The sequence below is a fragment of the Sorangium sp. So ce145 genome (genome assembly GCF_051525985.1).
Classification (GTDB): Bacteria; Myxococcota_A; Polyangia; order Polyangiales; family Polyangiaceae; genus Sorangium; species Sorangium cellulosum_B.
On sequence record NZ_CP150315.1, the window covers coordinates 12,257,873 to 12,283,372 of the forward strand.

21 protein-coding genes are annotated in these 25,500 nt (G+C 71.9%); 12 read left to right on the top strand and 9 right to left on the bottom strand.

Features of this window, described 5'->3' with window-relative positions; translation table 11 throughout:
- Positions 1 to 31: 31 nt before the first annotated feature.
- Positions 32 to 1,102, bottom strand: a complete 1,071-nt coding sequence (locus WMF34_RS45590; RefSeq protein WP_012241538.1) for an alpha/beta hydrolase family esterase — start codon at positions 1,100 to 1,102, stop codon at positions 32 to 34.
- Positions 1,103 to 1,327: 225 nt separating this feature from the next.
- Positions 1,328 to 2,521 (bottom strand): hypothetical protein, encoded by a 1,194-nt coding sequence (locus WMF34_RS45595; RefSeq protein WP_437991746.1) that lies wholly within the window; start codon positions 2,519 to 2,521, stop codon positions 1,328 to 1,330.
- Positions 2,522 to 2,777: 256 nt separating this feature from the next.
- On the opposite strand from WMF34_RS45595, the gene WMF34_RS45600 reads away from it, so the two are divergent.
- The 4 genes from WMF34_RS45600 to WMF34_RS45615 all read left to right on the top strand — a co-directional run bounded on the left by WMF34_RS45600 (position 2,778) and on the right by WMF34_RS45615 (position 10,225).
- A complete protein-coding gene (locus tag WMF34_RS45600) occupies positions 2,778 to 5,012 on the top strand; it encodes a substrate-binding domain-containing protein (RefSeq protein WP_012241542.1) in 2,235 nt (744 codons plus the stop codon).
- Positions 5,013 to 5,136: 124 nt separating this feature from the next.
- A complete protein-coding gene (locus tag WMF34_RS45605) occupies positions 5,137 to 7,458 on the top strand; it encodes a substrate-binding domain-containing protein (protein ID WP_012241543.1) in 2,322 nt (773 codons plus the stop codon).
- A 43-nt stretch (positions 7,459 to 7,501) separates the two neighbouring features.
- Complete coding sequence (locus WMF34_RS45610) at positions 7,502 to 8,602, top strand: hypothetical protein (RefSeq protein ID WP_012241544.1); 1,101 nt, start codon at positions 7,502 to 7,504, stop codon at positions 8,600 to 8,602.
- Positions 8,603 to 8,899: 297 nt separating this feature from the next.
- Positions 8,900 to 10,225 (top strand): hypothetical protein, encoded by a 1,326-nt coding sequence (locus WMF34_RS45615; protein ID WP_437991747.1) that lies wholly within the window; start codon positions 8,900 to 8,902, stop codon positions 10,223 to 10,225.
- A gap of 290 nt (positions 10,226 to 10,515) precedes the next feature.
- Here WMF34_RS45615 and WMF34_RS45620 read toward each other — a convergent pair whose 3' ends face one another.
- The gene (locus WMF34_RS45620; protein WP_437991748.1) at positions 10,516 to 10,704 is read right to left on the bottom strand and encodes a hypothetical protein; all 189 of its coding nucleotides are present in this window, start codon (positions 10,702 to 10,704) and stop codon (positions 10,516 to 10,518) included.
- A 343-nt stretch (positions 10,705 to 11,047) separates the two neighbouring features.
- Here WMF34_RS45620 and WMF34_RS45625 point away from each other — a divergent pair, with 343 nt between their 5' ends.
- From WMF34_RS45625 to WMF34_RS45660, 8 genes are all read left to right on the top strand, one after another.
- Positions 11,048 to 12,136: an SDR family NAD(P)-dependent oxidoreductase gene (locus WMF34_RS45625; protein WP_437991749.1), complete on the top strand. Its 1,089-nt coding sequence runs from the start codon at positions 11,048 to 11,050 to the stop codon at positions 12,134 to 12,136.
- Positions 12,133 to 13,425 (top strand): TIGR04295 family B12-binding domain-containing radical SAM protein, encoded by a 1,293-nt coding sequence (locus WMF34_RS45630; RefSeq protein ID WP_437991750.1) that lies wholly within the window; start codon positions 12,133 to 12,135, stop codon positions 13,423 to 13,425. Before WMF34_RS45625 ends, WMF34_RS45630 begins: the two co-directional genes overlap by 4 nt.
- Positions 13,412 to 14,611 carry a glycosyltransferase family 4 protein gene (locus tag WMF34_RS45635; protein ID WP_437991751.1) on the top strand — a complete coding sequence of 400 codons (1,200 nt, stop codon included), beginning with the start codon at positions 13,412 to 13,414 and terminating at the stop codon, positions 14,609 to 14,611. The genes WMF34_RS45630 and WMF34_RS45635 overlap by 14 nt, the downstream gene beginning before the upstream one ends.
- Positions 14,602 to 15,801: a CgeB family protein gene (locus WMF34_RS45640; RefSeq protein WP_437991752.1), complete on the top strand. Its 1,200-nt coding sequence runs from the start codon at positions 14,602 to 14,604 to the stop codon at positions 15,799 to 15,801. The genes WMF34_RS45635 and WMF34_RS45640 overlap by 10 nt, the downstream gene beginning before the upstream one ends.
- 68 nt (positions 15,802 to 15,869) lie before the next feature.
- A complete protein-coding gene (locus WMF34_RS45645; protein WP_012241550.1) occupies positions 15,870 to 16,880 on the top strand; it encodes a UDP-glucuronic acid decarboxylase family protein in 1,011 nt (336 codons plus the stop codon).
- A gap of 126 nt (positions 16,881 to 17,006) precedes the next feature.
- Positions 17,007 to 17,837: a DUF4328 domain-containing protein gene (locus WMF34_RS45650; RefSeq protein WP_437991753.1), complete on the top strand. Its 831-nt coding sequence runs from the start codon at positions 17,007 to 17,009 to the stop codon at positions 17,835 to 17,837.
- 183 nt (positions 17,838 to 18,020) lie between these two features.
- Positions 18,021 to 18,752 carry a hypothetical protein gene (locus WMF34_RS45655; RefSeq protein WP_437991754.1) on the top strand — a complete coding sequence of 244 codons (732 nt, stop codon included), beginning with the start codon at positions 18,021 to 18,023 and terminating at the stop codon, positions 18,750 to 18,752.
- Between the two features lie 97 nt (positions 18,753 to 18,849).
- Positions 18,850 to 20,145 carry a tyrosinase family protein gene (locus WMF34_RS45660; RefSeq protein ID WP_437991755.1) on the top strand — a complete coding sequence of 432 codons (1,296 nt, stop codon included), beginning with the start codon at positions 18,850 to 18,852 and terminating at the stop codon, positions 20,143 to 20,145.
- On the opposite strand, the gene WMF34_RS45665 is transcribed toward WMF34_RS45660, so the two are convergent.
- From WMF34_RS45665 to WMF34_RS45690, 6 genes are all read right to left on the bottom strand, one after another.
- Positions 20,121 to 21,179 carry an AraC family transcriptional regulator gene (locus WMF34_RS45665; RefSeq protein WP_437991756.1) on the bottom strand — a complete coding sequence of 353 codons (1,059 nt, stop codon included), beginning with the start codon at positions 21,177 to 21,179 and terminating at the stop codon, positions 20,121 to 20,123. The genes WMF34_RS45660 and WMF34_RS45665 overlap by 25 nt on opposite strands.
- Positions 21,176 to 21,859 (bottom strand): aspartate/glutamate racemase family protein, encoded by a 684-nt coding sequence (locus tag WMF34_RS45670; protein ID WP_437991757.1) that lies wholly within the window; start codon positions 21,857 to 21,859, stop codon positions 21,176 to 21,178. The genes WMF34_RS45665 and WMF34_RS45670 overlap by 4 nt, the downstream gene beginning before the upstream one ends.
- A gap of 31 nt (positions 21,860 to 21,890) precedes the next feature.
- Positions 21,891 to 22,487: a DUF4291 domain-containing protein gene (locus tag WMF34_RS45675; RefSeq protein WP_012241556.1), complete on the bottom strand. Its 597-nt coding sequence runs from the start codon at positions 22,485 to 22,487 to the stop codon at positions 21,891 to 21,893.
- Positions 22,488 to 22,545: 58 nt separating this feature from the next.
- Positions 22,546 to 23,385 (bottom strand): N-acetyltransferase, encoded by an 840-nt coding sequence (locus WMF34_RS45680; RefSeq protein ID WP_437991758.1) that lies wholly within the window; start codon positions 23,383 to 23,385, stop codon positions 22,546 to 22,548.
- A 336-nt stretch (positions 23,386 to 23,721) separates the two neighbouring features.
- Entirely contained in the window at positions 23,722 to 24,090 is a 369-nt protein-coding gene (locus tag WMF34_RS45685; protein WP_012241558.1) for a hypothetical protein, read from the bottom strand.
- 121 nt (positions 24,091 to 24,211) lie between these two features.
- Complete coding sequence (locus WMF34_RS45690) at positions 24,212 to 25,414, bottom strand: YozE family protein (protein ID WP_157907376.1); 1,203 nt, start codon at positions 25,412 to 25,414, stop codon at positions 24,212 to 24,214.
- Between the last annotated feature and the right edge of the window lie 86 nt (positions 25,415 to 25,500).

Genomic DNA, 25,500 nt, shown 5'->3' on the forward strand with positions numbered 1-25,500 from the left:
AAACGTGGCGCTGGTTCGAGCGACACCCGGTTCAGAACTTCGAGAAGAAGCTCCAGATCGACTCGCCGGAGTTGTTCTGCGGGGCGTGGCCCCCGTCGAACTCGCACCAGACGACGGGATAGCCCGCGTCGCAGCCCTCGTAGCTGACGCAGGGGCTCGGCTCGACCGGTGTGGTCTGCTGACCGCAGTGGTTTCGCTCGAGGAAGACATCGCGAGCGCTCTGACCGTTCTCGAGCGGAACCACGTTGTCGCTCTTGCCGTGAGCGCCCCACATGGCCACGGGGCTGTCGCCGTCCTCGCAGCCGCTGTAGAGCGCGCCGGACATGGAGGCGATGGCGCGGAATTCGTCGCCCATCGCACAGCCGATCGCGTAGGACATCATGCCGCCGTAGCTGAACCCCGTCGAAAAGATCCTGCTCTCGTCGATGCAGAGCTCGGCGCGGAAGCGGTCGAGCATGGCCCGGAGGAACGCGATGTCGCGGCCCCCCGTGTTCGCCCAGCCCTGGTCGATGCCCTCGGGCGAGACGAAGATCGCCGAGCCGTTGGCGCGGCTCTGGAGGCCGTAGTAGCCGCCGCCGAACCCGGTCGCGACCTGCTCGGCCGAGCCACCGCGGGGATGCCAGGCGAAGATCAGCCGGTAAGGGTGCTTCGAATCGTAGTTGTCCGGCACGGCGAGGATGTACTCGCGCGTCGTGCCCCCGACATCGACGCTGAAACGGCCGCTCTTCGGCGCGGTCGCGCTGCCGCAGCCCGCGCTCTGCGCCTCTCCGCCAGCGCCGCTCGAGCCGGAGCCGGCAACGGCCCCGCCGCCCGCGCCAGTTTCCCCCGAGTCCGGGCGCCCGCCGCTGCCGCCGGCGCCGCTGAACGTCCCCGACGAGCTACCGGTTGTCGACGAGCCACCGTTTGCCGACGAGCCACCGGTCGCCGACGTGCTACCCGTGGCGCCGGAGGCGCTGGAGCCGGGCCCAGCGGGCCCTCCGGCGCTGCCGCCGGATGATGCCTCGGTCGTTGCTTCTCCCTGGCTGGCGCAGCCCAGCGCCGCGAACGCCGCGAGCGCAACGATCCCAGGAGCGATCACGCCGAAATTGCGAAGCGTTTTCATTCGTTTCCGCCTCTCTATTCGAAGAATTCTAAGATCGCCGTCCGTCCTCGCATCACCCGATGCAGGTCATCTGCGACGATGTCGTACCCTATGCCTCACGCCCGAGGCATAGGCATATTTGCCTATGCCTCGATGCGAGACGTCACGCCCAGAGGGGCGGACTGGACGACGCGGGCGAGGGGCGAGCTCGAAGCGGCAAGGTCGGCGCGAACGGCGCGGTTCTAGCTAGCCGCTCGGATCGAGCTGCACGCCGACGGTCCACGCGGCGCCGCCCACGTCGTCTTTCACGGTGATGCGCCCCGTCGCGGTGTCGAGATCGAACGCCGGGTCGCCGCCGTTCGGGGTCGTGTTCCCGTCGTGGACGCGGACGACCTTGTCCCCCTCCACCGTGCACTCGGAGACGCCAGTCGTGCCCGCGCCATAGAGCATGCGGCCGGCGCACGCGAGGCGCGTGAGGCACTTGCCGCCGCGCGGGAGCGGCGAGACGAGCAGCGCGCACCTCTGGCCCACCTTCACCGGGCTCGGTCCCGTGGACTCGGTGACGCGCGCGGACCGGCGCAGCGCTTTCCGCGTCGCGTCGAGGAGCGGCTCCCCCGCGACGGGCAGGCTCTGGTACGCCAGCGTGAGCTCGACGCGGTACGCGGGCGCCGAGTCGCGCCAGACGGCGCCCGCCTTGCGGATGCTGTCGAGCGAGACCTCGGCCCGCTCCCCGGCGCGCGACCCCTTGTCCTGGTACGAGAGGGCATAAGCATAGGTGCCAGGCTCAGGACCGGAGTCCTCCTCCACGCCGCTGCTGAACATCGACATGCCGTTCAGCGGATCGCTCGACCGGTAGATGGGCTTGCCGCCGCAGAGGACCCGGAGCGCGGGCACGCGGATGTCGTCGCCCGAGCTCGCGAGCTCCGCCTCGACGGTGCACGCCGCGCCGGCCGCGAGGGGGAGCCCCGTGGCGCGCGTGACGGCCGCCTTCCAGGTCGCGGTCGCGGTCCGCGACGGCGCCTCGCTCGCCGGCGCGGCCGGCTCCGGTGGCGCTTGCGCTGGCTCGGGGACCGGCGCCGGCAGCTCCGGGAGGGGAGGGGCAGGCGGGGGCAGGGCCGGCTGCTGGACGATCGCCATCGTCTCGCGCGCGGGCCGCGCCAGCAGATAGCTCGCGATCATCGCGCAGAGCCCCACGCCCGCCATCGTCACAAGGAGCGGCACCGCCGACGACCGCTTCGGCTGGCCGCGCACCGCGGCGAGCTCCCGGCCGAGCTGGTCGAGCACGCGGCGGGCCTCCGCCATCTGGCGCTCGATCTGCTCGACCCGCGCGGCCCGATCGTCGTCGCGGTGCTCCTCGAGCTCCTTTCTGGCCGCCGCGAGCTGCTCCTCGAGGCTGTCCACACGCCCCCGCAGCGCGTCTCGTTCGTCGCGGTATTGCATTGCTCGACGATACCACCGACCAGCTCGCCAGCGACGCCAGGCGCCGGCGGCGCGCCGGTCGTCGGAGCGCGTCGAAGCGCGTCGACACGCGCGCCGCGTGTGGGGCGGCCATGTCCGCAGTCTGACGCCACGCTCCGGATTCCACGGCAGGACACGAGACTCCTCGCCCGGGCCGGCGGCGCAGCGTATACGATGTAGCCGGTCCGCAGCGGCCGTGGGAAAGGCGGTCAGGTTGTGGAGCAGGAGGCCGTCGGGAATGGGTCAGCGTCGCCAGGGCAGTGCGGTACCGTTGCCGGAGCAGTGGGGCGAGCTGCCTGGCGCAGCGGAGCGGAAGGCCAGGGGAAAGGCCGGCGTCTCCGGCGCTGATCCGCGCCTGTCGGAGGGCGCGCACGCGGCGGTCCGCCCTCCCACCCTCGGCGTCGTCGCCCCGTTTCTCTCCGGCGCGTTCTGGGGCCCTGTCCTGCTCGGCATCCATGAGTCGGCCCAGCGGCGCGGGATCCGCACGCTGGTGCTGCGCGGCACGCCGTCCGAGGTCCTGGTCCCCTCGCTCGCCAGAGAGCAGGTGGACGGGTGGCTCGTCATCATCGAGTTCGGCGGCCTCGAGGCGCTCGCCGACGCGGGGGTCCCGTTCATCACGCTCGGCGCCCGCCCCGCCGGCGTCCGCTGTCCCGCCGTGGTCCCGGACAACCACGGCGGCATCCGGAACGCGGTGCTCCACCTGATCGAGCACGGGCACCGGCGCATCGCGTTCGTCGGCAACTTCGCCGCATACGACGTGCGCGAGCGCCGCGACGCCTACGTCAGCACGCTCGCCGAGGCCGGGATCCCCTTCGACCCCGATCTGGTCATCCCGTGCGACAACAACATGTACAGCGGAGGCCGGGCCGCCGCGCCGGCGCTCCTCGCGCAGCTGCCCGCGTGCACGGCGGCGGTCTTCGGGACCGACAAGAACGCGCTCGGGACGATGTCCGAGCTGAAGGCGGCGGGCGTCCGTATCCCCGAGGATTTCGCGATCATCGGCTTCGACGATGTCGTGGAGGCGCAGAGCGCCGACCCGCCGCTGACCACGGTGCGCCAGCGGTTCGAGATGATGGGGAGCGCGGCGTGCGAGCTGCTCGCGTCGATGGTCGCCGGTGAGCCCTTCCCGCCCGAGGGCGTGCGCACCGCCAACGCGCTCGTCCTGCGGAGCTCGTGTGGCTGCAATGTGGTCCAGAACTTCCTCGACACGGAGGACATGGCCTCCGAGGAGGACGCCGGCGACACCCTGGCCCGGCAGATGGTCGAGCAGCTGCTCCTGCCGCGCCCGCTCCCGCCGGATACCCCGCCGGACGCGGTCTGGCCGGCGGTCACGCGGGTGGTCGACATGTATTTCGCGGCGCTCCGGGGCACCGCGCCCGCCCCGGCCGCCGAGCTCGAGCGAGCCTATCGCCAGGCCGTCGCCATCACGCCCGATCTGGGGGCCCTGCTGTCGACGGCCCGCCTGATGGATCAGCTCCCGGAGCGGCGCCGCATGTCCCTGGACGCCGCGGCCAGGCGGCGGGTCCAGGATTTCGTGGAGCTGGCGCGCCTCGCGAGCGCGCGGGCGCGGCTCGACGCCGAGACCCGCTCCGTCCACCAGCTCGGGGTGCTCGCGAGGACCAACTACGATGTGAGCTTCGCCCTGCTCGGCGGCACCCAGCAGGAGTACCGGTCGCTCTCGTGGCTCGAGACGACCACGATGGTCTGGGGTTGCCTCGCGTTATGGGATGACCCGGCGGAGCGCGCGGGCCTCGTCGTCGCGGGCGCCTACAGCCGCGACGGCAGCCCGGTCCCCCCGAACGGGAGCCGCCATCGGCGAGAGGCGTTCCCGCCGGCGGAGATGCTGCCGCCCTCGGCCGCGGACGGCACGTACATGGTGCTGCTCCTGCCGATACGCTCCGTGGAGCGCGACTGGGGGATCCTCGTGCTCATCGGCCCGGCCGTCGTCGCGATGACCGGGGACGAGGGCACGGTCGCGATCTGGGGGACGCTGCTCGGGGCGGCCCTCGAGCGCGACGCGCTGCTGGCGTCGCTGTCGGCGCGGCACGCCGACCTGCAGCAGGCGTTCGCGAGCGAGCGCGCGCTGTCGCAGACGGTGCGGGAGCTGGGCTGCCCGATCATCCCGCTCCTCTCCGGCGTGCTGCTCGTGCCGCTGATCGGGGTGCTCGACGGCGGCCGCGCCCAGCAGGTGCTCGAGAAGGTGGCCGAGGGGGTGAGCCGGCACGAGGCGCTGTCCGTGCTGCTCGACCTCACGGGCGTTCCGTTCGTGGACCTCCAGGTCGCCCATTTCCTGGGCATGACCAGCCGCGCGGCTGCCCTGCTCGGCGCGCGGGTCTATCTGGTCGGCGTGCGCCCCGAGATCGCGGAGAGCCTCGTCGACGTCGATCTCGGCGAGCTGGCCACGTTCTCCTCGCTCGCGATGGCGCTCCTCGAGCTCGCGCCGGCGGCGGGGGGCGCGCACAAGGCGAGGTGATGGGCGCGCCAGGGCATTGTCGCTTTCCTCACCTCCGGCCCGAAATCGATTAAGGATGGCGCCGGCCACGGAAGTGGAGAGGCTCGGCCGGACGTGGGCGAGCAGGGCGGGAGGGAGCGCGAGGATGGGTCAGGAGCGCCGGGACAGCGGCATCGTGGTGCCGGAGCAGTGGGGCGAGCTTTCCGGCGCACCGGGGCAGGGGGCGGGCTCGGGGCGCGGCACCGGCTCTTCTTTCCCTCCGGGGCGCCGCTCATCGCTCCCTCCCGCGCGCCGCTCATCGCTCCCTCCGGCGCGCCGCACCGACGCCCCGCCGCTCCATGTCCCGGCAGCCGGCGCCGTGGCCCGCCCTCGCACCCTCGGGGTGATCTCCCCCTTTCTCGACGGCTCGTTCTGGAACCCTGTCCTGCTCGGCATCCATGACTCGGCCCAGCAGCGCGGGTTTCGCACGCTGGTGCTGCGCGGTACGCCGTTCGAGGTCCACGCGCCGTCGCTCGCCGGGGAGCACGTGGACGGGTGGATCGTCCTGATCGAGCTGCATGGCATCGAGGCGCTCGCGCGCGGCCGGGTCCCATTCATCACCGTCGGCACGCGCGCCGCCGATGTCGCCTGTCCAGCCGTGATCCCGGACAACCACGGCGGGATGCGGAGCGCGGTGCGCCACCTGATCGAGCACGGGCACCGGCGCATCGCGTTCGTCGGCTACTTCGACGCGTACGACGTGCGCGAGCGCTTCGCGTCCTACAAGGACACGCTCGCCGAGGCGGGCATCGCCTTCGACCCCGATCTGGTCATCCGGAGCGACAACAACTGGTACAGCGGCGGCCAGGGCGCCGCGCCGGCGCTCCTCGCGCGGCTGCCCGGGTGCACCGCGGCGGTCTTCGCGACCGACAAGAACGCGCTCGGGATGATGTCCCAGCTGAAGGCGGCGGGCGTCCGCGTCCCCGAGGATCTCGCCATCATCGGCTTCGACGACATCCCGGACGCGGAGAGCGCCGATCCGCCGCTGACCACGGTGCGCCAGCGGTTCGAGATGATGGGGAGCGCCGCGTGCGATCTCCTTGCGTCGATGATCGCCGGCGAGGCCTTCCCGGCCGAGGGCGTGCGCACGGCCAACGCGCTCGCCGTGCGGAGCTCGTGCGGGTGCAACACGATCCAGGAGTTCCTCGACAAGGAGGACGCGGTGCCCGAGGAGGACGCCGGCGGCGTCCTGGCCCGGCAGATGGTCGAGCTCCTGCTCCTGCCCCAGCCGCTCCCGCCCGACCTCCCGCCGACCGAGGTATGGCCGGCGGTCACGTCGTTGATCGACGGTTATTTCGCGGCGCTCCGGGGCGCCGCGCTGCCTTCGGCGACCGAGCTCGGGGGCGCCTGCCGGCAGGCGGTCGACATCACGATGGATGTGGGGACGTTGCTGGCGACGATCCGCCTGCTGGGCCAGTTTCACGAGCGGCGCGGCGCGTCCCTGGACGACACGGCCAGGCGGCGGGTGGACGCGTTCCTGGAGCTCGTGCGCCTCGCGATCGCGCGGGCCCGGCTCGAGGCCGAGAGCCAGTATGTCCGCCAGCTCGGGGTGCTCGCGAGGACCAATTACGATGTGAGCTTCGCCCTGCTCGGCGGCACCCAGCAGGCGACGCGGTCGCTCTCGTGGCTCGAGACGACCACGGTGGTCTGGGGCTGCCTCGCGCTGTGGGACGACCCGCAGGCGCGCTCCCGTCTCGTCGTCGCCGGCGCCTACAGCCGCGACGGCAGCCCGACCCCGCCGATCGGCCGCCGCTGTCGGCCGGAGGCGTTTCTGCCGGCGGCGATGCTGCCGCCGTCGGCCGAGGACGGCACGCACATGGTGCTGCTCTTGCCGATACGCTCTGCCCGGCGCGACTGGGGGATCCTGGTGCTCGTCGGCCCGACCCTCGTTGCCATGGCCGGAGACGAGGGGACGGTCGCGATCTGGGGGACGCTGCTCGGCGCGGCCTTGGAGCGCGACGCGCTGGTGGAGTCGCTGTCGTCGCAGCACGCCGACCTGCAGAGGGCGTACGAGATCGAGCGCGCGCTCTCGGAGACGGTGCGTGAGCTGGGCTGTCCGCTCATCCCGCTCCTGCCCGGCGTGCTGCTCGTGCCGCTCATCGGGATGATCGACGGCGGCCGTGCCAGGCAGGTGCTCGAGAAGGTGTCCGAGGGGGTGAGCCGGCACAGGGCATCTTCCGTGCTGCTCGATCTCACGGGCGTGCCGTTCGTGGACGCCCGGGTCGCCGAGACGGTGGGCATGACCAGCCGCGCGTCCGCGCTGCTCGGGGCGCGGGTCTATCTGGTCGGCGTGCGCCCCGAGATCGCGATGAGCCTCGTCGGCGTCGACCTCGGCGTCCTGAGCACGTTCTCCTCGCTGTCGGCGGCGCTCCGCGAGCTCGCGCCGGCGGGGCGGCGCGCGCGCAAGGCGAGGCGGGGGGCGCGGTGAGCCGCCTTGACCTGCCGAGACGCGGCTGGCGTAGAATCGGTCCATGCTCGCCGTGCATTGCCCGCGCTGCGGGCGACCCGCGCCTGTGTCCCTCGCCAGCCCGGATCTCATGGACTGCGCGGCGTGCCACTACCGCGGCCCGCTGCCCGTAGAGGCGGCGCAGGGCCTGCGCGCCGCGGCGCACGTGGTCTTCCAGACCGACGTGCGCCGCCGCCAGCTCTCGGAGGCGCTGCGGCGGAGGCTTGTCACGGCGTCCCAGCGGCACGCGCGGCTGCTTGTCGTGTTCGCGCTCGCGTCGGTGCCGATCACCCTGCTCGGCGCGCTCATCGTGCTGGGGGTCTGGGTGAGCCCCGACACCGAGGGGAACGTGATCACCGGCGGCATGACGGTGGCGGCGTGGCTCGGCACCGTCGGGACCGGTGCGGCCGTGCTCGCGGTCATGCGCAGCAGGCAGCGGCGGCTCGAGGAGGCGTGCGCCGCGCGCCCCCCGGCGGCCCCGGGCGAGCCGGCGGCGTGCCACGTGTGCGGCGCGCCGCTCGGCGCGGGTGACGGCGCGATCGCGCGGTGCGGCTTCTGCGCCGCCGACAACCTGGTCGCCGCGGCCGTCCTCGAGCGGGTGCGCGCGCGCCAGGTCGTGATCCTGCGGTCGTTCGAGCAGGCCGTGAGCGCCGAGCTCGCCTCGTTCGGCCGGGCGACGTCCGGCGCCGCCGCGGTCGTCGTGGCGACCGCGCTCGCGGTCCCGGTCGCCTCGTTCGTCCTCGCCGTCGCCGTCACCCTGGTGGGCGAATCGAGGCGGTCGCCGGTGGACGCCGCCGTGACGTACGCGGTCGTCGGCACGCCGCTCGGGCAGTGCATCGGAAAGATCATGCCGGGAAAGGGCGGCGGCACGGCGGTTCGGTTCGGCGGGTTCCGGCGCGCGGAGCTGCCCGAGGAGCAGGCGATCGCGCCGGGAGCGCCGATCGAGGCCGTGTCGCCCGGGTCGCTCGTCGGCCGCTCCGTGACGGCGAAGCAGGGGGCGGGCGTCGTTCAGGGGGTGTTCTCGTCGCCGCTCACGGGCAACTCCGTCGAGGTCCGGCGCGAGGAGGGGACGTCGTTCACGAGCAGCATCGCCGGCCTGTGCCTGAGCGGCTCGCCGCCGAGGTGATCTGCGCGTGTTTCTCGCCCGCGTCCAGCAATGGACGTCGAGACGTCGAGACGTCGAGACGTCGAGCGCTCAATCGCTGTTGATCGCCGAATGCCGCGCGGGCTCCGTGTTTGCTGCGCTGTCCACAATCGCGGAGCGCGCGCGGCATTCGGCCGTCGCTCCTCTGCGCGGCGGCTCGGTGCGGGCGCGCACGTGGGCGCCGGGCGCCGGAAGTTAGTTGTTCCGTGCCGGCGCCCTCCACGTATAGTGGGGGTAGTTGGTTGGGCGTAGTCGGTATTCACACCCAGTGGAGACAAGATGAGCCAAGGTGGCTGGGGCGGGGGATCAGGGGGCGGTCAGGGCGGTGGTGGTTACGGGCAACCGCCCGGCGGTGGCTACGGCCCGCCGCCGGGCGGCGGCTACGGACAGCCACCCGGGGGCGCTGGCCCCGGTCAACCGCCGGGTGGTGGTTACGGCCAGCCTCCGGGCCAGCCTCCGGGCGGTGGTTACGGCCAGCCGCCGGGCGGCGGTTACGGTCCGCCGGGGCAGCCTCCGGGCGGTGGTTACGGCCAGCCGCCGGGGCAGCCTCCGGGCGGCAGCTACGGCCAGCCGCCGGGGCAGCCTCCGGGCGGCGGTTACGGCCAGCCGCCGGGCGGCAGCTACGGCCAGCCGCCGGGGCAGCCTCCGGGCGGCAGCTACGGCCAGCCGCCGGGGCAGCCTCCGGGCGGCAGCTACGGTCAGCCGCCGGGGCAGCCTCCGGGCGGCAGCTACGGCCAGCCGCCGGGGCAGCCTCCGGGCGGTGGCGGCTGGGGCCAGCCTCCGGGCGGCGGGGGCTATGGCCCGCCCCCGGGGGGAGGCGGCGGCTGGGGCCAGCCGCCGGGCGGTGGCGGCGGCTACGGTCCGCCTCCGGGGGGCGGCGCCGGCTGGGGTGGGGCCAACCCCTACCAGCCCCCGGGCGGCGGCGCAGGCTACGGCTCACCCCCGGGCACGGGCGTCGCGGCGCCGTGGGGAGCGGGAGATGCGGCGTCCTTCGGCTGGGAGCGCCTGAAGCGCGACCCGGCTGTCCTCATCGGCGCCATGGTCGTCGTCGGGCTTGCGTCGAGCGTCCCCAACGGCATCGGCGGAGGCATCCAGGCGGCGCTCGCGAGCGACGCGCCCACCGCGGGGGCGGCCATCCAGTTCCTGATGCAGGCTGTCGCGCTCGTGGTCGGCGCCTACTTCGCCGGAGGCATGAACAACCTCCTCCTGAAGGTCGCGCGCGGCGAGCCGTACTCGTTCAGCGACGTCCTTGGCGGCGGGCGGTGGTTCCTGTCCATCCTGGGCGCCCAGCTCCTGACCGGTCTCGCTGTCGGCGCCGGCATGCTCCTCTTGATCGTCCCCGGCGTCATCGTCGCGCTCGGCCTGAGCATGACGACGCTGTGCATCGTCGATAAGAACCTGGGCGCCATCGACGCCATGAAGGAGAGCTGGCGAATCACGACCGGCCACAAGGGGGGCCTCCTCGTCTATGCCCTGCTCGCCTGCGCGCTCGTGCTGGCAGGCGTGCTCGCCTGCTGCCTCGGCACGCTCGTGGCCGCGCCGGTCGCCGCCATCGGGCTTGCGTTCATCTACCTGCGTCTGACGGGCCAGCCGACCGCGAGCTGAGCCTCCCGAGGGCGCGCTCCCGCGCCGCCCTCCTCCCTGCAAGCCGAGCCCCGCGCTCTCGCCGCATCACCTTCCCCCTCCTCGCGCTTGGCCAAGCTCGTTCGGTCGCGCTCAGCGCCCGAAGCCTGACCCCCCTCGCTCACCAACGCTCACCAACGTGGACGTGGACGTGGACGTGGACGTGGACGTGGTCGTGGTCGTCGACGACACAGCGTGGACGTAAACGCTCTGCCGAAACCCTGGTCAACGAATGAGAGCCGCGACTTCCGGGTGCCGTTCACGTTCACGACCTAGCCGTTGACGACCACGTCCACGTCCACGTCCACGTTGACGACCACGTTGGTGAGCAATGACGGGGGGCTGGCGTTGGGCGCTGAGCGCGACTGAACGGGCTCGCTCAACACCGAGGTCCCCCCCAGGTTTCCGCCCCGCGCCGAGCGCGCTCCTCCCTTCTCCCCCCCGTCCCCGTCTGCGCTCATCGCCTGTCCGAGGGGCGCTCCTCGTCACAAACCCCCTTTGCGACACATCGAGTCTCCGCTGCCATCCGGCGGCGCCGTACCCTCTCCAGGATGCGCGGAAGGCGCGATACCGATCGTCAAACAAAGCTCCTTCGATCGATTGCGGCTCTCCAGATCACATGTTAATCGCTGTCTCCTCAGGGACCCCCGCGCAGCGAGGCGCGGAGCCGGGGGGGGACATCGCGCGGCGGGCGGGCGTTCGGTTTGCCTGCCGCGCTGCGCCGTCGTGCGCCGTCCGTTCGCGAGGCGCTCTCTCTCATCACCCGCTCGCCCGCCGCTCGTCCAGACCGGAACGGAGCATCCTATGCCTGACCATGTCCTGATCACGGGGGGAGCCGGGTTCATCGGCTCTCACCTGGCCGACGAGCTGCTCCGAAATGGGGAGCCGGTCCTCGTGCTCGACAACCTCTCCCGCGGGTTCGTCGAGCGCAACGTCGAGCGCCTCAAGGGGCGTCACGGCGCCGGCGTGGAGGTCCGGGTGTGCGACGTCCGGGACGAGCAGGCCGTGCGCGACGCCGTGCGGCGCGCCTCGTTCGTCTTCCACCTCGCCGCGCAGGTCGCCATCGCGAGGAGCGTCGCCGACCCGGCGCACGACTTCGAGGTGAACGCGCGCGGCACGCTGAACGTGCTCGAGGCGCTCCGGAGGCTCGATCGCCCTCCGCCGCTCCTCTTCGCCTCCACCAGCAAGGTCTATGGCGCGCTGCCCGATCTGCCGATCGAGCGCGGCGAGGAGCGGTATCGACCCCTGTGCGAGAGCGCGCGCGAGCACGGCATCTCCGAGAGTCAGCCGCTCGATCTCCGGAGCCCCTACGGGTGCTCGCGGGGCGCCGCCGACCAGTACGTCCTCGATTACGCCCGCACCTTCGGCCTCCACGCCGTGGTGCTCCGGGTGAGCTGCGTCTACGGCCCCCCGCAGTTCGGCAACGAGGACCAGGGGTGGATCGCCCACTTCGTCGCGCGCGCCATCCGCCGCGATCCGATCACCCTCTACGGCGACGGGCTGCAGGTCCGCGACGCGCTGTTCATCGAGGACCTCGTCGACGCCCTCCTGCGCGCGCGGCGCGCGCTCAAGCCCGCCTCGGGCCGCGCCTTCAACATCGGGGGCGGCCCGGGCACGGCGGTCAGCCTCGTCGAGCTGCTCGATCTGCTCGAGGAGCTCGACGGGCGCCGCCCGGTCGTCTCGCTCGCCGCGTGGAGGCGGGACGATCCGCGGTACTACGTCTCCGACTGCCGCGCCTTCCAGGCGCTCACCGGCTGGGCGCCGCGGGTCGCCCTGCGCGACGGGCTGCGCGCGCTCTATCAATGGCGCCTCGGCGTCGAGGCGCGCCTCGGGGCCGTCTATGCCGACATCCCCTCGTCTGTCCGGATGGACCGGCTGGAGGCCGCCTCGTGAAGGTCGCGCTGGTCAACCCGCCCTGGACCTTCCACGGCAGCGTCTACCTCGGATGCCGCGAGCCGCACCTGCCGATCGAGCTCGGGTACGCCAGGGCGCTGCTCGAGCGCGCGGGCCACGAGGCCGCCCTCATCGACGCCCAGGCGCGCGGGATCGACCTCATCGCCCTGCGCGCCGAGGTCGCGGCGCTCCGCCCGGCCATGACGGTGATCGCCACGGCGCCGAGCTACCTCTCCTGGCGCAGCCCCCCGCCCGAGCTGCGCGTGCCCATGGCGACGGCCGCCGCGCTGCGGGGCCACGGCGGCCTCCTCGTCGCCGTCGGGCCTCACGGCTCCGCGACCCCGCGCGCGGCGCTCCGCAAGCTCGGCGTGGACGTTGTCGTCCTCGGCGAGTGCGAGGAGATCCTCGTCATGCTCGCCGGCGCGACCGAGTCGCGCTTCTGGCAGATCCCCTCGATCGCCTACCGCAGGAACGGCATCGACCACGTGCAAGGAGGCCCCTACGCCGCCTGCCTGAGGACGCTGCCGGCCCTGCGGTGGGACGGCGCGACGATCGCGCGGCACGTCCACCACCACCACCGCTTCGACGCCGTGCCCGAGGGGCCGAGCGCCGAGATGGAGACCTCGCGCGGCAGCCCCTGCCGCTGCGCCTCCTGCGCCAGGGACGGCGCGCGCGACAGGCTCCGCAAGCGCCCGCTCGCGACGGTGCTCGAGGAGCTCGACGCGCTCCTCGCCGAGGGCGTGCGCCACGTCTATTTCATCGACGAGCGCTTCCTGCCCGACCGGACCCTGCTCGAGGAGATCTGGGCGCGGGACATCGTGTTCGGCGTCCAGCTCAGGATCGACAGCTGGTCGCGCGAGATGCTCGATCTCCTCGGCCGCGCCGGCTGCGTCTCGATCGAGGCCAGCGTCGATCGCCCCTCGATCGAGGGGATGGACGCGCTCGCCAGGCGGTGCAGCGCGTCGACCGAGGAGCTCACCGCGCTGCTCGTCCACGCCCGGCGCAGCGTGCCCTTCGTGCAGGCCAACCTGAGCGACGCGGGCCCCGGCGATCCGGCCGAGGTGGCGTCGTGGCGGCAGCGCCTCCTCGGGCTCGGCGTGTGGGCCAACGAGCCTGTCCCGGCGTTCCCGTACCCCGGCTCCCCCGCGTACACCCGACGGTGGGGCGCGCCGGATGACGGCGCCTGGGAGCGGGCGCACGCCCATTATATCGCCGAGCACCGGACGTTCGGCGATCTTCCGGACAGCCGGCCGCTGCCGCTCACGGAGCTCGAGCATGGCGCGCGCTGACGCCGGATCCACGGGATCCCCGGGCGCCGCGGCGCTGCGGCCCGGCCGGGTGCTGATGACGGCCGACACGCAGGGCGGCGTGTGGACGGTCGCGCTCGAGCTCGCGGGCGCGCTCTCCCGCGCCGGCGTGGCCACGGTGCTCGCGATCATGGGCGGGCCCCTGTCGCCCGCGGCGCGCGCGGCGGCCGCCGCGATACCGGGCCTCGAGCTCGTCGAGAGCGCCTACCGGCTCGAATGGATGGATGACCCGTGGGACGACGTCGCGGCCGCCGGCGACTGGCTGCTCGACCTCGAGGAGCGGGTGCGGCCGGACCTCGTCCACCTGAACGGCTACTGCCACGCGGCCCTGCCGTTCCGGGCGCCCCGCGTCGTCGTGGCGCACTCCTGCGTGCTGTCGTGGTGGCGCGCGGTGCACCGCCGGCCGGCGCCGGTCCGCTACGAGCGCTACCGCGCGCGGGTCGCCGAGGGGCTCCGGGCCGCCGACGCGGTGGTCGCGCCGAGCGCGGCGATGCTGAGCGCCCTCGCGGGCGAGTATGGCGCGCTCGGCCTGGGCCGCGGCCATGTCATCCCGCACGCGCGCGACCGCAGGCGGTTCGCGCCGGCGCCGAAGGAGCCGTTCGTCTTCGCGGCCGGCCGGCTCTGGGACGAGGCCAAGAACCTCGCGGCCCTCGAGAAGGTCGCGCCCCACCTCGCGTGGCCCGTGCTCGTGGCCGGGAGCGACGTCGCGGCGGGCGGCGTCGGCCGCCGCGCCGGGGAGAGCCTCTGCTCCCTCGGGTGGGTCGATGAGCCGGAGCTCACGTGGTGGATGTCGCGCGCCGCGATCTACGCCTCCCCGGCGCGGTACGCGCCGTTCGGCATGGCCACCCTGGAGGCCGCCCTCTCTGGCTGCGCGCTCGTGGTCGGCGATCTGCCGAGCCTGCGCGAGATCTGGCGCGACGCGGCCGTCTACGTCCCCGCGGACGATCCGCGCGCGCTCCACGCCGCGCTCGACCACCTCATCCGGGACGTCGCGCGCCGCGAGGCGCTCGGCGCGCTCGCCCGCCGGCGCGCGGTGCGCTTCAGCCCGCGCGCCATGGCCCGCCGCTACCTCGACGTCTACGCCCTCGCGCTCGCCGCCCGCCCGCCGGCCCCCCGGCGGGTCTGCCCTCCTTCGTCGCCTTCACCCTGCGGGACACCATGCGAATAGCCCTCTTCTGCCACTCCTTGCTCTCCGACTGGGATCACGCGGACGCGCACTTCCTCCGCGGGATCGCGGCCGAGCTCGACGCGCGCGGCCACGACGTGCTCGCCTTCGAGCCCGAGGACGCCTGGAGCGCCCTGGGCCTCGTCGCGGCGTACGGCCCGGACGCGCTGCGCGAGGCCGCCGCCGTCTATCCGCGCCTCCGCCCGCGCCGCTACGCGCTCTCCACGCTGGACCTCGACGCCGCGCTCGCGGGGGTCGACGTCGTGCTCGTCCACGAGCGGAGCGACCCGGAGCTCGTGCGGCGGCTCGGCGAGCACCGCGCGCGCACCGATCGTTATCGCCTCTTCTTCCACGACACGCACCACGGGCTCATCACCGATCCGGCCGCGATCGTGCGGCGCGATCTCTCGGGGTACGACTGCGTGCTCGGCTTTGGAAAGAGCGTTTGTGATCTCTACCTGAGCCGCGGCGTCGCGCGGCGCGCGGTGGTGTGGCACGAGGCCGCGGACGCGCGCCTGTTCCGGCCGCTGCCCCAGGTCGAGAAGGAGCGTGATCTCGTGTGGATCGGCAACTGGGGCGACGGCGAGCGGACGGCGGAGCTCCACGAGTTCCTCGTCGAGCCCGTGAGGGCGCTCGGGCTCCGCGCGCGGGTCCACGGCGTGCGTTACCCCGATCGCGCGCTCTCGGCGCTCGCGGACGCCGGCATCGAGTATTCCGGCTGGCTCCCCAACCACCGCGTCCCGGACGCCTACGCGCGCGCCAGGATCACGGTGCACGTCCCGCGGCGGCCGTACGCCGCGTGGCTCCCCGGCATCCCCACGATCCGGCCGTTCGAGGCGCTCGCGTGCGGGATCCCGCTCGTGAGCGCGCCGTGGGCCGACGCCGAGCGCCTCTTCTCGCCTGGCCGGGACTACCTCGTCGCGCGCACGGGCGCCGAGATGACGGAGCACCTCCGCGCGCTGCTCGCGGACCCGGAGTTCGCGCGCGGCGTCGCCGAGCACGGGCGCCGGACGGTGCTCGCGCGCCACACGTGCGCGCACCGCGTGGACACGCTCCTCGACCTGATCGACGAGCTGCTCTTGCGGCCGTGCTACCGGCTCGGCGAGGCGGCGGAGGACGACGTGGAGCGGAGCGGCCCTGCGTCTGGCGTCCGCCGCCGCGACTCGGGCCGCTACCGGAGCCCGCTCGCGTGAGGTGCCGCGCGGCGCGGGGGGTCTCGGCGGTTCACGAGGAGCGGTGTTGCGACGACGGAGGTGTTCCTATGGGTGACGCGAACGGGAGGACGGTGGGGAGCGGCATGCGCGTCCTGGTGGCGGGGGGCGCCGGCTTCATCGGCTCGCACCTGTGCGAGCGGCTCCTCGCGGACGGCCACGAGGTCATTGCGCTCGACGATTTCTCGACGGGCTCGCCGGCCAACGTGGCTCACTTGATGCGCAACAGCCGCTTCTGGCTGGTCGAGCACGACGTGGCCCTGCCGTTCGACTACGAGGTCGACAGGGTCTACCACCTGGCGTCGCCGGCGAGCCCTGCGCGCTGGCGGGGCGATCCGGTGCGCTCCACGCTCACGAACGTGATGGGCACGCTGCACGCGCTCCTGTGCGCCGAGCGGCACGGCGCGCGGCTCTTGCTGGCGTCGTCGAGCGACGTGTATGGCGATCCCGAGGTCGACCCGCAGCCGGAGAGCTACCTCGGGCGGGTGGACCCGGTCGGGGTGCGCGCCTGTTACGACGAGGGCAAACGCTGCGCGGAGTCGCTGGTGATGGCCTTTCACCGCCAGGGGCGGGCGTCGGGGCGGATCGCGCGGATCTTCGACACGTACGGGCCGCGGATGGCGATCGACGACGGGCGCGCGGTGAGCAGTTTCATCGCCCAGGCGCTCCGGGGAGAGGAGCTGACTGTCTACGGGAATGGGTCGCAGGCGCGGAGCTTCTGTCACGTCGACGACCTGGTGGAGGGGTGTTTGCGGCTGATGGAGCACCCGTCGGAGGTGGGGCCCGTCAACCTGGGGAATCCGGTGGAGGTGACGGTGCTCGAGCTGGCGCAGGAGATCGTGCGGCTCACGGGGAGCGCGAGCCGGATCGCGTACCGCCCGCTGCCGGAGGGCGATCCGATGCGGCGGCGCCCGGCGATCGATCTGGCGCGGCGGGAGCTGGGGTTCGAGCCGCGGGTGCCGCTCCGGCAGGGGCTCTATGCGACGATCCAGAGCTTCCGGCGCGCGCTGGCGGGGCTCGACGAATGCGCGCGGCGAGGGGAGCCGGCGATGGCGAGCTGACGGATTCCCGCCCTGCGATGGCGGTGTCGGGGGCGGAGCGGGCGCCTCGAAGCGCACGATCACCACGTGTGTTCCTCGGCCACGTCGCTTGCGATGCTGCGCCTTGCGCTGATAGCCTCGCTCGTCGTGAGCGGTTGGGCAGAAGCTCGGGAGGGGTGGAGCCGCGATGTCCGCGTCGTGCGGCGGCGCGCTCGCGTCGCGATTGCGGGGCTGATCGCGATGGGGGCGGTGGCGGCGTTCACGGCGCTGACCGGCGCCTGGCACATTGTGTTGCTGGGCTCGACGGACGTCGCGGCGTCGACGTGGCGGCTTGCCAACACGCTCCGTGAGGTCGGGGGTTTGCTCGAGCTGGGGCTCGGGCTCCTTGCGGGCGTGGTGTTCCTGCGCTGGCTCGCCAGGGCTGTCGCGCTGGCGGGCGAGCTGGATCCCGTGCGCGGGTTTTCCTGGACGCCGTCCGAGGCGGTCCTGGGATTCTTCATTCCCGTCGTGAACCTGGTGCAGCCGTACAGGGTGCTGCGCGATCTCCACGACGGCCTTGCCCCGGAGGCCGTGCTCGAGCCCGCGCCGCGCCCTCTCCTGGACGGCGGGGGCGGTTACCGCCGCGTCGAGATGGCGCACGCCCCGCGGGCGGGCGCGGTGCACCATGCCGCGCTCGGCGCGTGGTGGGGGTGTTATGTCGCGAGCCGCGGCCTCGGGTGGCTGGCCTCTACCATGCCGGATCTGACCGTGGCGGAGTTCATCCGGTCCCGGGTTGCGTTCATTGCGTCCGACGCGGCGTCGATCGCTGCCGCGTGGCTCGCGGTGCGGATGATCCGGGCGATCGACAGCCGGGTCGCTGAGCGCCATCGACGGCTGGCGTACGCTTCCGAAGAGGAGCTCGACCAGCTCCTCGTGGAGCGCGATATTCAGCTGCGGCGGGACATGGCGAAGATCGCCGACTTCGACGATCGCGAGTAGGGCCCGCGCCTCCTGGTCGAGATCTCTCTCGGCGCAAACCGGGCGACGCCGACCCTGTCCATCGGTCTTCACCAGCGTACCGGGGTTCAGCCGCAAGCGCCAGGAGGGCGCCGGGAGCGACGCCGCGGCGCTCGCTGGCGTGTTGGGATATACAGTGAACAAAGCGTGCGCGCGGGGGGAGCCATGATCGCATTCCGTGTCTCGGTCAATGGAGCGAAGGTCTGCACCGCGGGCGTCGGCCCGACCGGCGTTCTGACGATCACGGTCACGCGGGTCGCCGGCTCTCCGGAGGCGCTGCTCGGGGACGGCGACGTGAGGATCTGCGGGATGGCCTCTGAGCCGCGAGAGTTTTTTCTGTGGCCTTCCCGCGCGCTCAGGGTCGGGGACGAGATCGGGATCGAGGTCCTCGATGTCGACACGGTCGACCCCCCTTTGAAACGCATGCCGGGCGCCGAGTCGTATCGCGACACGCTGCTCCGCCAGGTCCGTACCGCGCTGGGCGCCTTCGCCGGGCCGATGCTCCGCGATCCACGAGGGCAACTCGCGACCATCTCCCGGAGCGCCCGGGACCTTCTCTCGAGGACCGCGAGCGCGATGGCGCGCCGCGCTCTTCGTCCGCCTGGCGCGCGCGCAGAACGCGCCGTCCTCGTCGAGCTGAACTCGCGGCGCGTCTGTGTCGCGGGGGTGCCGCGCCGTGGTCATGTGATGTCCTTGATCACCTGGGCCGGACCTACGGGAAGCCGCGTCCCCAGCCATTTCTGGTTCTCGGTCGGTGGGCGGGACTACCGCACGGACGAATGCCTCGACTGGGGCCGTCCGGCGCTGGCCGTCGGCGACTCTATATCCATCCGATTTGCCCGTTCGAGAGAGCACGACGCGCCCACGCGGCGACGTGACCGCTCGGTGGCGCGGTAGGCCAACGCTTTCGTCGCGCTCGGCCAATGTGGGGGCGCGCTCGCGTCTTTATAAACGCCTCATGAACGACGGAGCTCCCGTCCGAAGGAGGCAGGACATGACATGTGAGTTGCATCGACGAGCGTTCGTGCGTGGGATCATCGCGGCGGCGTCGGCGGCGTGGCTCGGGCTCTCGCTCGGCTGCGGCGCCGACACCCCGGTGGACGCCGGCGACGCGAGCCCGGAAGCCCCGCGGATCGCCCGCAAGAGCGCGTCGGCGATGACCAGCGAGGAGATCGACAGGTTCAAGCGAGCCTACGAGTACGCCGTCGCGAACGGCTTCTTCGACGTCTTCAACGACGAGCACTACGACCACCACCGGCATCGCCACCACGGCGCCGACCTCCAGGCCACCTCGCCGATGACCGTCATGGTCATGGACGAAACGTCGGGATACCGGCTCCTGCCGTGGCACCGCGCCTTCCTCCTCGAGGCGGAGAAGATGCTCCGCGCCGCCCTCCGCCAGCGAGACCAGGAAGAGGGCGTCGACCCGAGCGAAGCCGATCTCCTGTTCATTCCGTACTGGGACGCGGCGCACGATCAGGACCTGCCGCACTGGGTCCACGGCTTCGAGCCCAGGGGCGGGACGGCCGCCGTGCCGCCCGGCCTGCCCGAGGGGCACGCCGGGTACGGCAAGGAGGTGGGCGAGCGCTACGAGATCGTCTTCGCGCGCTGGCCGGGCAAGAACCTGGTCTTCGATACGCTGCAGGCGCCCGATCACGTCGGGCGCATCCTGGCCGAGCGCACGTTCGCCGATTTCTATGATGCGCTCGACGTCACCCCCGAGCTCCGCATCGAGAACTATCCAAAGGCGCGGGCGGCGCTGGATGTGCTGGAGGTGAAGCTGCCGGAGAGCGCGGCGGTGAAGACGCTCGTCGATGCCTTCGGCGGATCTCCGAGCAGCTCGCAGCAGGGCGCGGAGACGACCAACGCCCTCTTCGAGATCGGCTGGATCGGAGCCGTCGAGGCGCAGAAGGCGGCGCCGGACACGGAGCTCGTCGGCGCCGTCAAGGACGTCTATGGCCTCTTCAACTTCATGCCCCACGTCCGGATGCACCTGTGGGCGGGCGGGCTCGATCCTGCGAACGCGGACGTGCGCGGCACCGTGACGTATTTCAATGAGCTGACGGTCGATCCCGTGTTCTGGATGCTCCACGGCGAGCTCGATCGGTACTGGTATACATGGGAGAAGACGCACGCGGACGCGCCGCCGCTCCAGGGCGACGACCGGAGCTTCAACCCGCTCACCGCGAGCGAGGGCGCCTGGTACGGAGGCGGAACGACGTACACGCTCGACGATCTCACCGCGCACGACGCGCTGCCGTACGTTTACGATGTGCTGTTCGACGGGTGACGCGCCGCCGCGCGCGGGAGCTCTCGCGGTGGGCGCCCCGCGCCGCGGCGGTAGGCGGCCGGCGTCACGCCGGTCCAGCGCTTGAAGGCGCGGTGGAACGTGCTCACCTCGGAGAACCCGAGAAGGAACGCGATCTCCGAGATCGCGTCGCGCGACTCGCTCAGGTAGCGCGCGGCGAGATCGGCGCGCAGCGCATCGAGCAACGACGAGAGCGATGTGCCCTCCTCCTTGAGCCGCCGCTGGAGGCTGCGCGGGCTCATGCGCAGGCGCGCCGCGATCGCCGGCAGTGCCGGCTCGCCGTGGGCGAGCTCGGCCGCGATCGCGGCGCGCGCGCGCTCGAGGAAGCTCGCCTCGGCCGGCAGCGCGGCGGCGAGCGAGGCGAGGTGCTGGTCGAGCACCTCGCAGAGCAGGGGCTCGGCGTGCGCCTGGGGCCTCGCGAAGAAAGCGCGCTCGAGCACCAGCTCGTCGTGGGCCTCCCCGAAGTGCAGGCCGGCGCCGAAGAGGCGGCGGTGCTCGTCGACGCGCGCGGGCGCGGTGTGGCGAAAGCGCGCGGCGCGCGGGGTGAACGCCGGGTCCGCGCCCCGCCTCGCGAGGACGACGAGGTTGCCCAGGAAGAACTCGACGGCGTGGCGTGAGGGCGCCGGGCTGCTCCGGGGCGGCTCGTGGCGGAGGCGGGCGACATCGCCGTCGATCTGGATCTCGAGCGAGGGGCCGATGGCCACGACGCGGAGGTAGCGAGCCGCGCGCGCGTAGGCTTCCCCGAGGGTGGCGCTGCTCCGCACCGCGAACCCGAGCGCTCCGAGGCTGCCCACCGGCAGCCTCTGCGCGAGGCGCAGGCCGAAGCTGTCGTCGCGGGCGAGCCGGGCGGCTTCGCTCCAGAGCCGGGCCTCGATCGCCCGCGGAAAGCGCATGTCCGGATCGGCGAGGTCCCCCGGATCGACCCCGGCCGCGGCGAGCAGCTCCGCGGGCGCCACGCCGTCGGCCGCCGCGCCGGCGACGACGGCCTGGAAGACCTTCACGGAGATGTCGCTCATGGCTCTCCGCGGAGCTGGGCGGCATCGTGTCGCGTTCTCGAACGATACCTCGACACGGCAGCCTCCACGCCTGATCTCGAGCTGCTCAGAACGGGGATCCCGAGGTGGCGGACCAGCTCGGCCGCGGGGGCCATCGACGCCTGAGCCAGGAGCACGAGATCGCCCGGGAGCGCCGTCGCCTCGATCGTCCGGGCGATCTCGCCGGCATAGCCAGGAGAGTCACCCCTCTCGAAGAGCCGCCATGCGCGCCCGCACAGGACTTCGACGACATCGATCGAGCGACCCGCGTCGGAGGCTATCTGACGCAGCAGCGCCCCGGTGGGCTGAAAGGTGCTCTGGAGCGCGGCCACGACGAGGATCCGGCGGCCGCCCGCGACGGCTTGCTCTGCCATCGGGCGATCGATCCGCATCACGAGACAGTCCGAGACGGCGACCGCCTCCGCGACGCCGCCGAGGGTCGAGCAGGTGCACACGATGACCCTCGCGCCCTCGCTCGCGAGCGCCTGCACGACCGTGGCGGTGGCCGAGCGGATGCCGTCCGTGATCGCACCGGCCGCAAGCGCGTCCGCAAGGAGGCTCTCCTGCACCTCGTGCCGGACCGGAATCGCGTCGTCTGCGTCCCGAACGAGACGGCTGAACGTCTCGACGTGAACGCGGGAAGTATGAAGAAATGCGAACATATTTCTCGGTGTCCGGAAGCGGCGTGCCTCGTCATGGGTCGATGAGCAGCCGCCTGGCAATCTTCTCGTCAACGGCGTAGGGCCTCTCGCGCGGCAGCGACTTCGCCGCGCTGTCCGCGTGGCCGGCCTGAATCTGCTGGTACATCTTCCGGACCAGGGGAGTTCGATCCTCGATGGCGACGACCCAGCTCTCTGCGTATTCGCGAATGAGATCGCGCCCGACGCCGACCTGGATGCTGTAACAAGGCAGCGGGCCGCCTCGGAGGTTGCGCTCGGTATCCCATTGAATGTGGACCTTGGCTTCGGCAAACGCCTTGCTCCACTCGTCCGGCGAGCGAAACACCGTCGCTTCCGGCGAGGTGAGGACGGCGAGGGAGAGCGCGTGCTCCCAGCCGGTCCGCCGGATGCGGACGGCGAGGATCCGCTCCTGCCCGGCCTTGCGCCCCCAGTTGCTGCGGTGCATGAGCCAGAGAAACGACGGCTTGATCCAGGTCATGCGACCGAACGAGAACGGGGCGACGAAGCGCTGGGCAGCGAGCGCAGGCTCGGCGATGGCCGGCGCGTAGGCCTGGTACATGACGATGGTCTCCGCGTCGTAGTCTGCTCGGATCTCGTGAAGCTTCGGCATGCAATCCACTCTTCGCGATCGGTGTGATCTGACTGGAAGCTACCCCCGAAGACGGCGCTCAGGCGAAGGACTTGATGAGCATCGCTTGCGAGTATATGGCCACGAGGCCCGCGCGCTCCAGATTACGCTGTGAGGTGCTCCCCGCCTCGGCCACCGAGTAGGCGAGGTCGCACCCCGCGTCGCGGGCGTACGGGAGGCGGGCGTCGATGAGGGCGCGCTGCACGCCCCGGCCGCGGTGGGCCGCGAGTGTGCCTCCCGCGAACAGGAGGGCGACTCGCTCGTGCACGTAGACCGCGCCGACGCCGGCGACGGGGCCGGCGATTGACGATGCCAGGAAGTACGCCGCCCCGGGCACGTGGAAGCCCGCCTCGAAGATGTCGGCCCGATCGGACGGAGGCTCATCCGGGGTGGCGAAGGCGGAGAGCGAGGCCGCGACCCACGCCGAGGCCTCCTCGCGCGCGGCGCGCCGCACGACCACGCCGCTGTGCGCGGCTGGCTCAGGCGCGTGGGCCTCGACGGCGGGGGCGAGGTGGCGCACGAGCACGGTGTCGAGCGAGTCCAGGCGGAAGCCGCGCTCCCCGAGCCGCGCGAGCAGCGAACGGTGGGCAAAGGGCGAGACCAGGATGCGCGCCGCGGTGCCTCGCGAGGCGTAGAAGTCCTCGAGGGCCTCCACGTCGCGCGCCTCGACCGGGCCGCTCAACCCGAGGCCGACCGCGCGCGAGAGCCGGGCGTGCGGGGCGACGAACGCGGCGCGACCGCCGGCGATGGCCGCGACGGCGGCGCGCCGCGCCGGGACCCGCGTGGCGACCTCGCGCGCGAGCGCCTCGATTTGAGCGGCCTCGGTGGCCTCGAGCCGGGCGGAAAGGGCCTGATTGACGAAGACGGGTCGGGACGTCACGCGGGAAGGATAGCGCCGGAGACGGCGGCGCGGACGCTCACGTCGGCCCGACCGCTGGGCAGGGTCGTCGCTCGCTGCGCCGACGGCGGGCGGGGGCCGACGCGGCCTGAACAATGCGAGGCGGTCGAACGACTTCGTGTTCACCGGCGTGGCCGGAGCGGAGCGGTGGGCACGTCGGGGCAACACCCAGCCCTGCGGCATCGTGTTGCGTTCTCGATCGACACCTCGACACGGAAGCCTCCACGCCTGACGTCGCGCTGCTCAGAACAGGGATTCCGAGCGGTGGCTCCTGATGGCCTCGGCGAGAGCCTCGGTCTCGGCGCTAGCAGAGATTTTTCACTCATCATGTTCCCTGTCCCGCGAACCGGGATCGACGTCTTTTCGCGGCATCTCGCCTCGAATCTTCCATTTCATCATGCGCCCGACGCGGTCGAGGTAGGCTGCCATGGCCTCCGTACTGGCGGTCGGGACGCAGCCATCGTCGTACAAGAAGATCTCATCAAGCTTGGGGTTGTGGTCCCAGGACACGCTGGCGGCCATGCTCGGCGTGACTCGCAAATCCACCAGGACCGGCAGACCGTCATACTTGACCCAGCCGCCCGTGAAGAGCCCCACGGGCTTGTATCGCCGATTCAGGATCGCATAGCGGCCATCGGGCTGGCGCTTCAGGCAATACGGGAAGAACACTTCGCGCATCTCGGTCATGGTGTTCCCTCTCGATGCTGCTCCGGACCGTCGGAGCCAACGGCACGCTGGACGCCCACCCCCCCTCGGTGTCCGCAGGATGCCGCTCGAGGACGGGCGTCGGGGTAAATGCACGCATCGATCACGGGCGCGGAACTTTGGGCACTAGAGCGGCGATGAACTGGATCAACTCGCGATGAGGAGCGAACCACTCACCCTTGCGACGGTATTGGCCGAAGCGCGCGTGAAGATCGGCCTCGGTCGAGCGATCTCCGTCCATGGTGGCAAGCACTCGAAGCGGCTCGGGGTGACCAGTCTGAAGGGCCGCCCGCCGGCGTTCGACCGGGCCAGACGTATATCCGATCTTGATCGCTCCGTCCTTAGGTTCCTGGATGAAGTAGACCTTCGTCTGACGGCGCCTCCGAGCGCCAAATCCCCACAATCGGAGTCGCGCCTCGAGCCTGGCAACAAGCTCGCTCGGAGCGCCACACTCATTCGCAAAGGCATTCAGACCACCCAGGTCGGGACCATCGAAAAGCTGATGGAGGTCGATAGAGCATCGTGGCACACCTTGAACACAGCACGTGTGAAGAACCTCGAATCCGCCGGATTCTGTCCACACAAGGACGCCTTTCGGCAGTTCAACGATCGCCCGAGCGCATCTTTCGCACCAGGCCGCCTTGACAGCTCGCTCGGGATACCTGGCAAGATATTCGTTCCATGCTTCCGCGAGCGCATTCTGCGCTCCCAGGCAATAGCCCTGACTCTGGAGGTATTCCAGCGCCTCCGGGTAATGCCTCGCATCTCTCGGAAAGTCCGGATCATGAACCACGTCGTGGGCCAAGTCCCCGACGGGATCTTCTCGCCCGACGTTGCTGATGAGCCACTGCCCAAAATCTGCCCCCGAGGCCAGATCTCGAATCTTACGAGTCTTAGCAACCCGGCTCTCTTGTAGCATATGGCTGGAGCCCCGGTCGATGCTGTCGTCATCGGGTAGCACAACGATGACGTTTCCTTGGATGGGTTGCCCTGCGAAGAGCGTCTGCGGGCCTGAGCCGAGATCCGAGATGTTGAGCGCTGCGTCGAGCCTCTTGCCCTTGAGCTTGGTCCGCCTCGCGATACGCGCACGCTCAGCGGCCCGAAGCTCCCGTGCGATGCCTGCGCCAGCGTAGGTACGGTCATGCAGTCGCTCAGGAGCAACGCGGCGCTCTAGAACTAACCAGCGGTAGAGAGATTCAAACACAGAAATATCGTCGCGGAGCCCCTCGGGCCAATCATCAGGCAGCACGACCGTGTGCGCATCGGGGAAGACGGCGACGATCCGCTTCATGTTGATTCCGGTCACGTCCGTTCTCCAGAGGTGCTGATCTTTCGGCGAGGTGTGAGCAGCGTCAACAGATTCCTAGTGCTCTGCCCCTCCGGCAGCAAGCG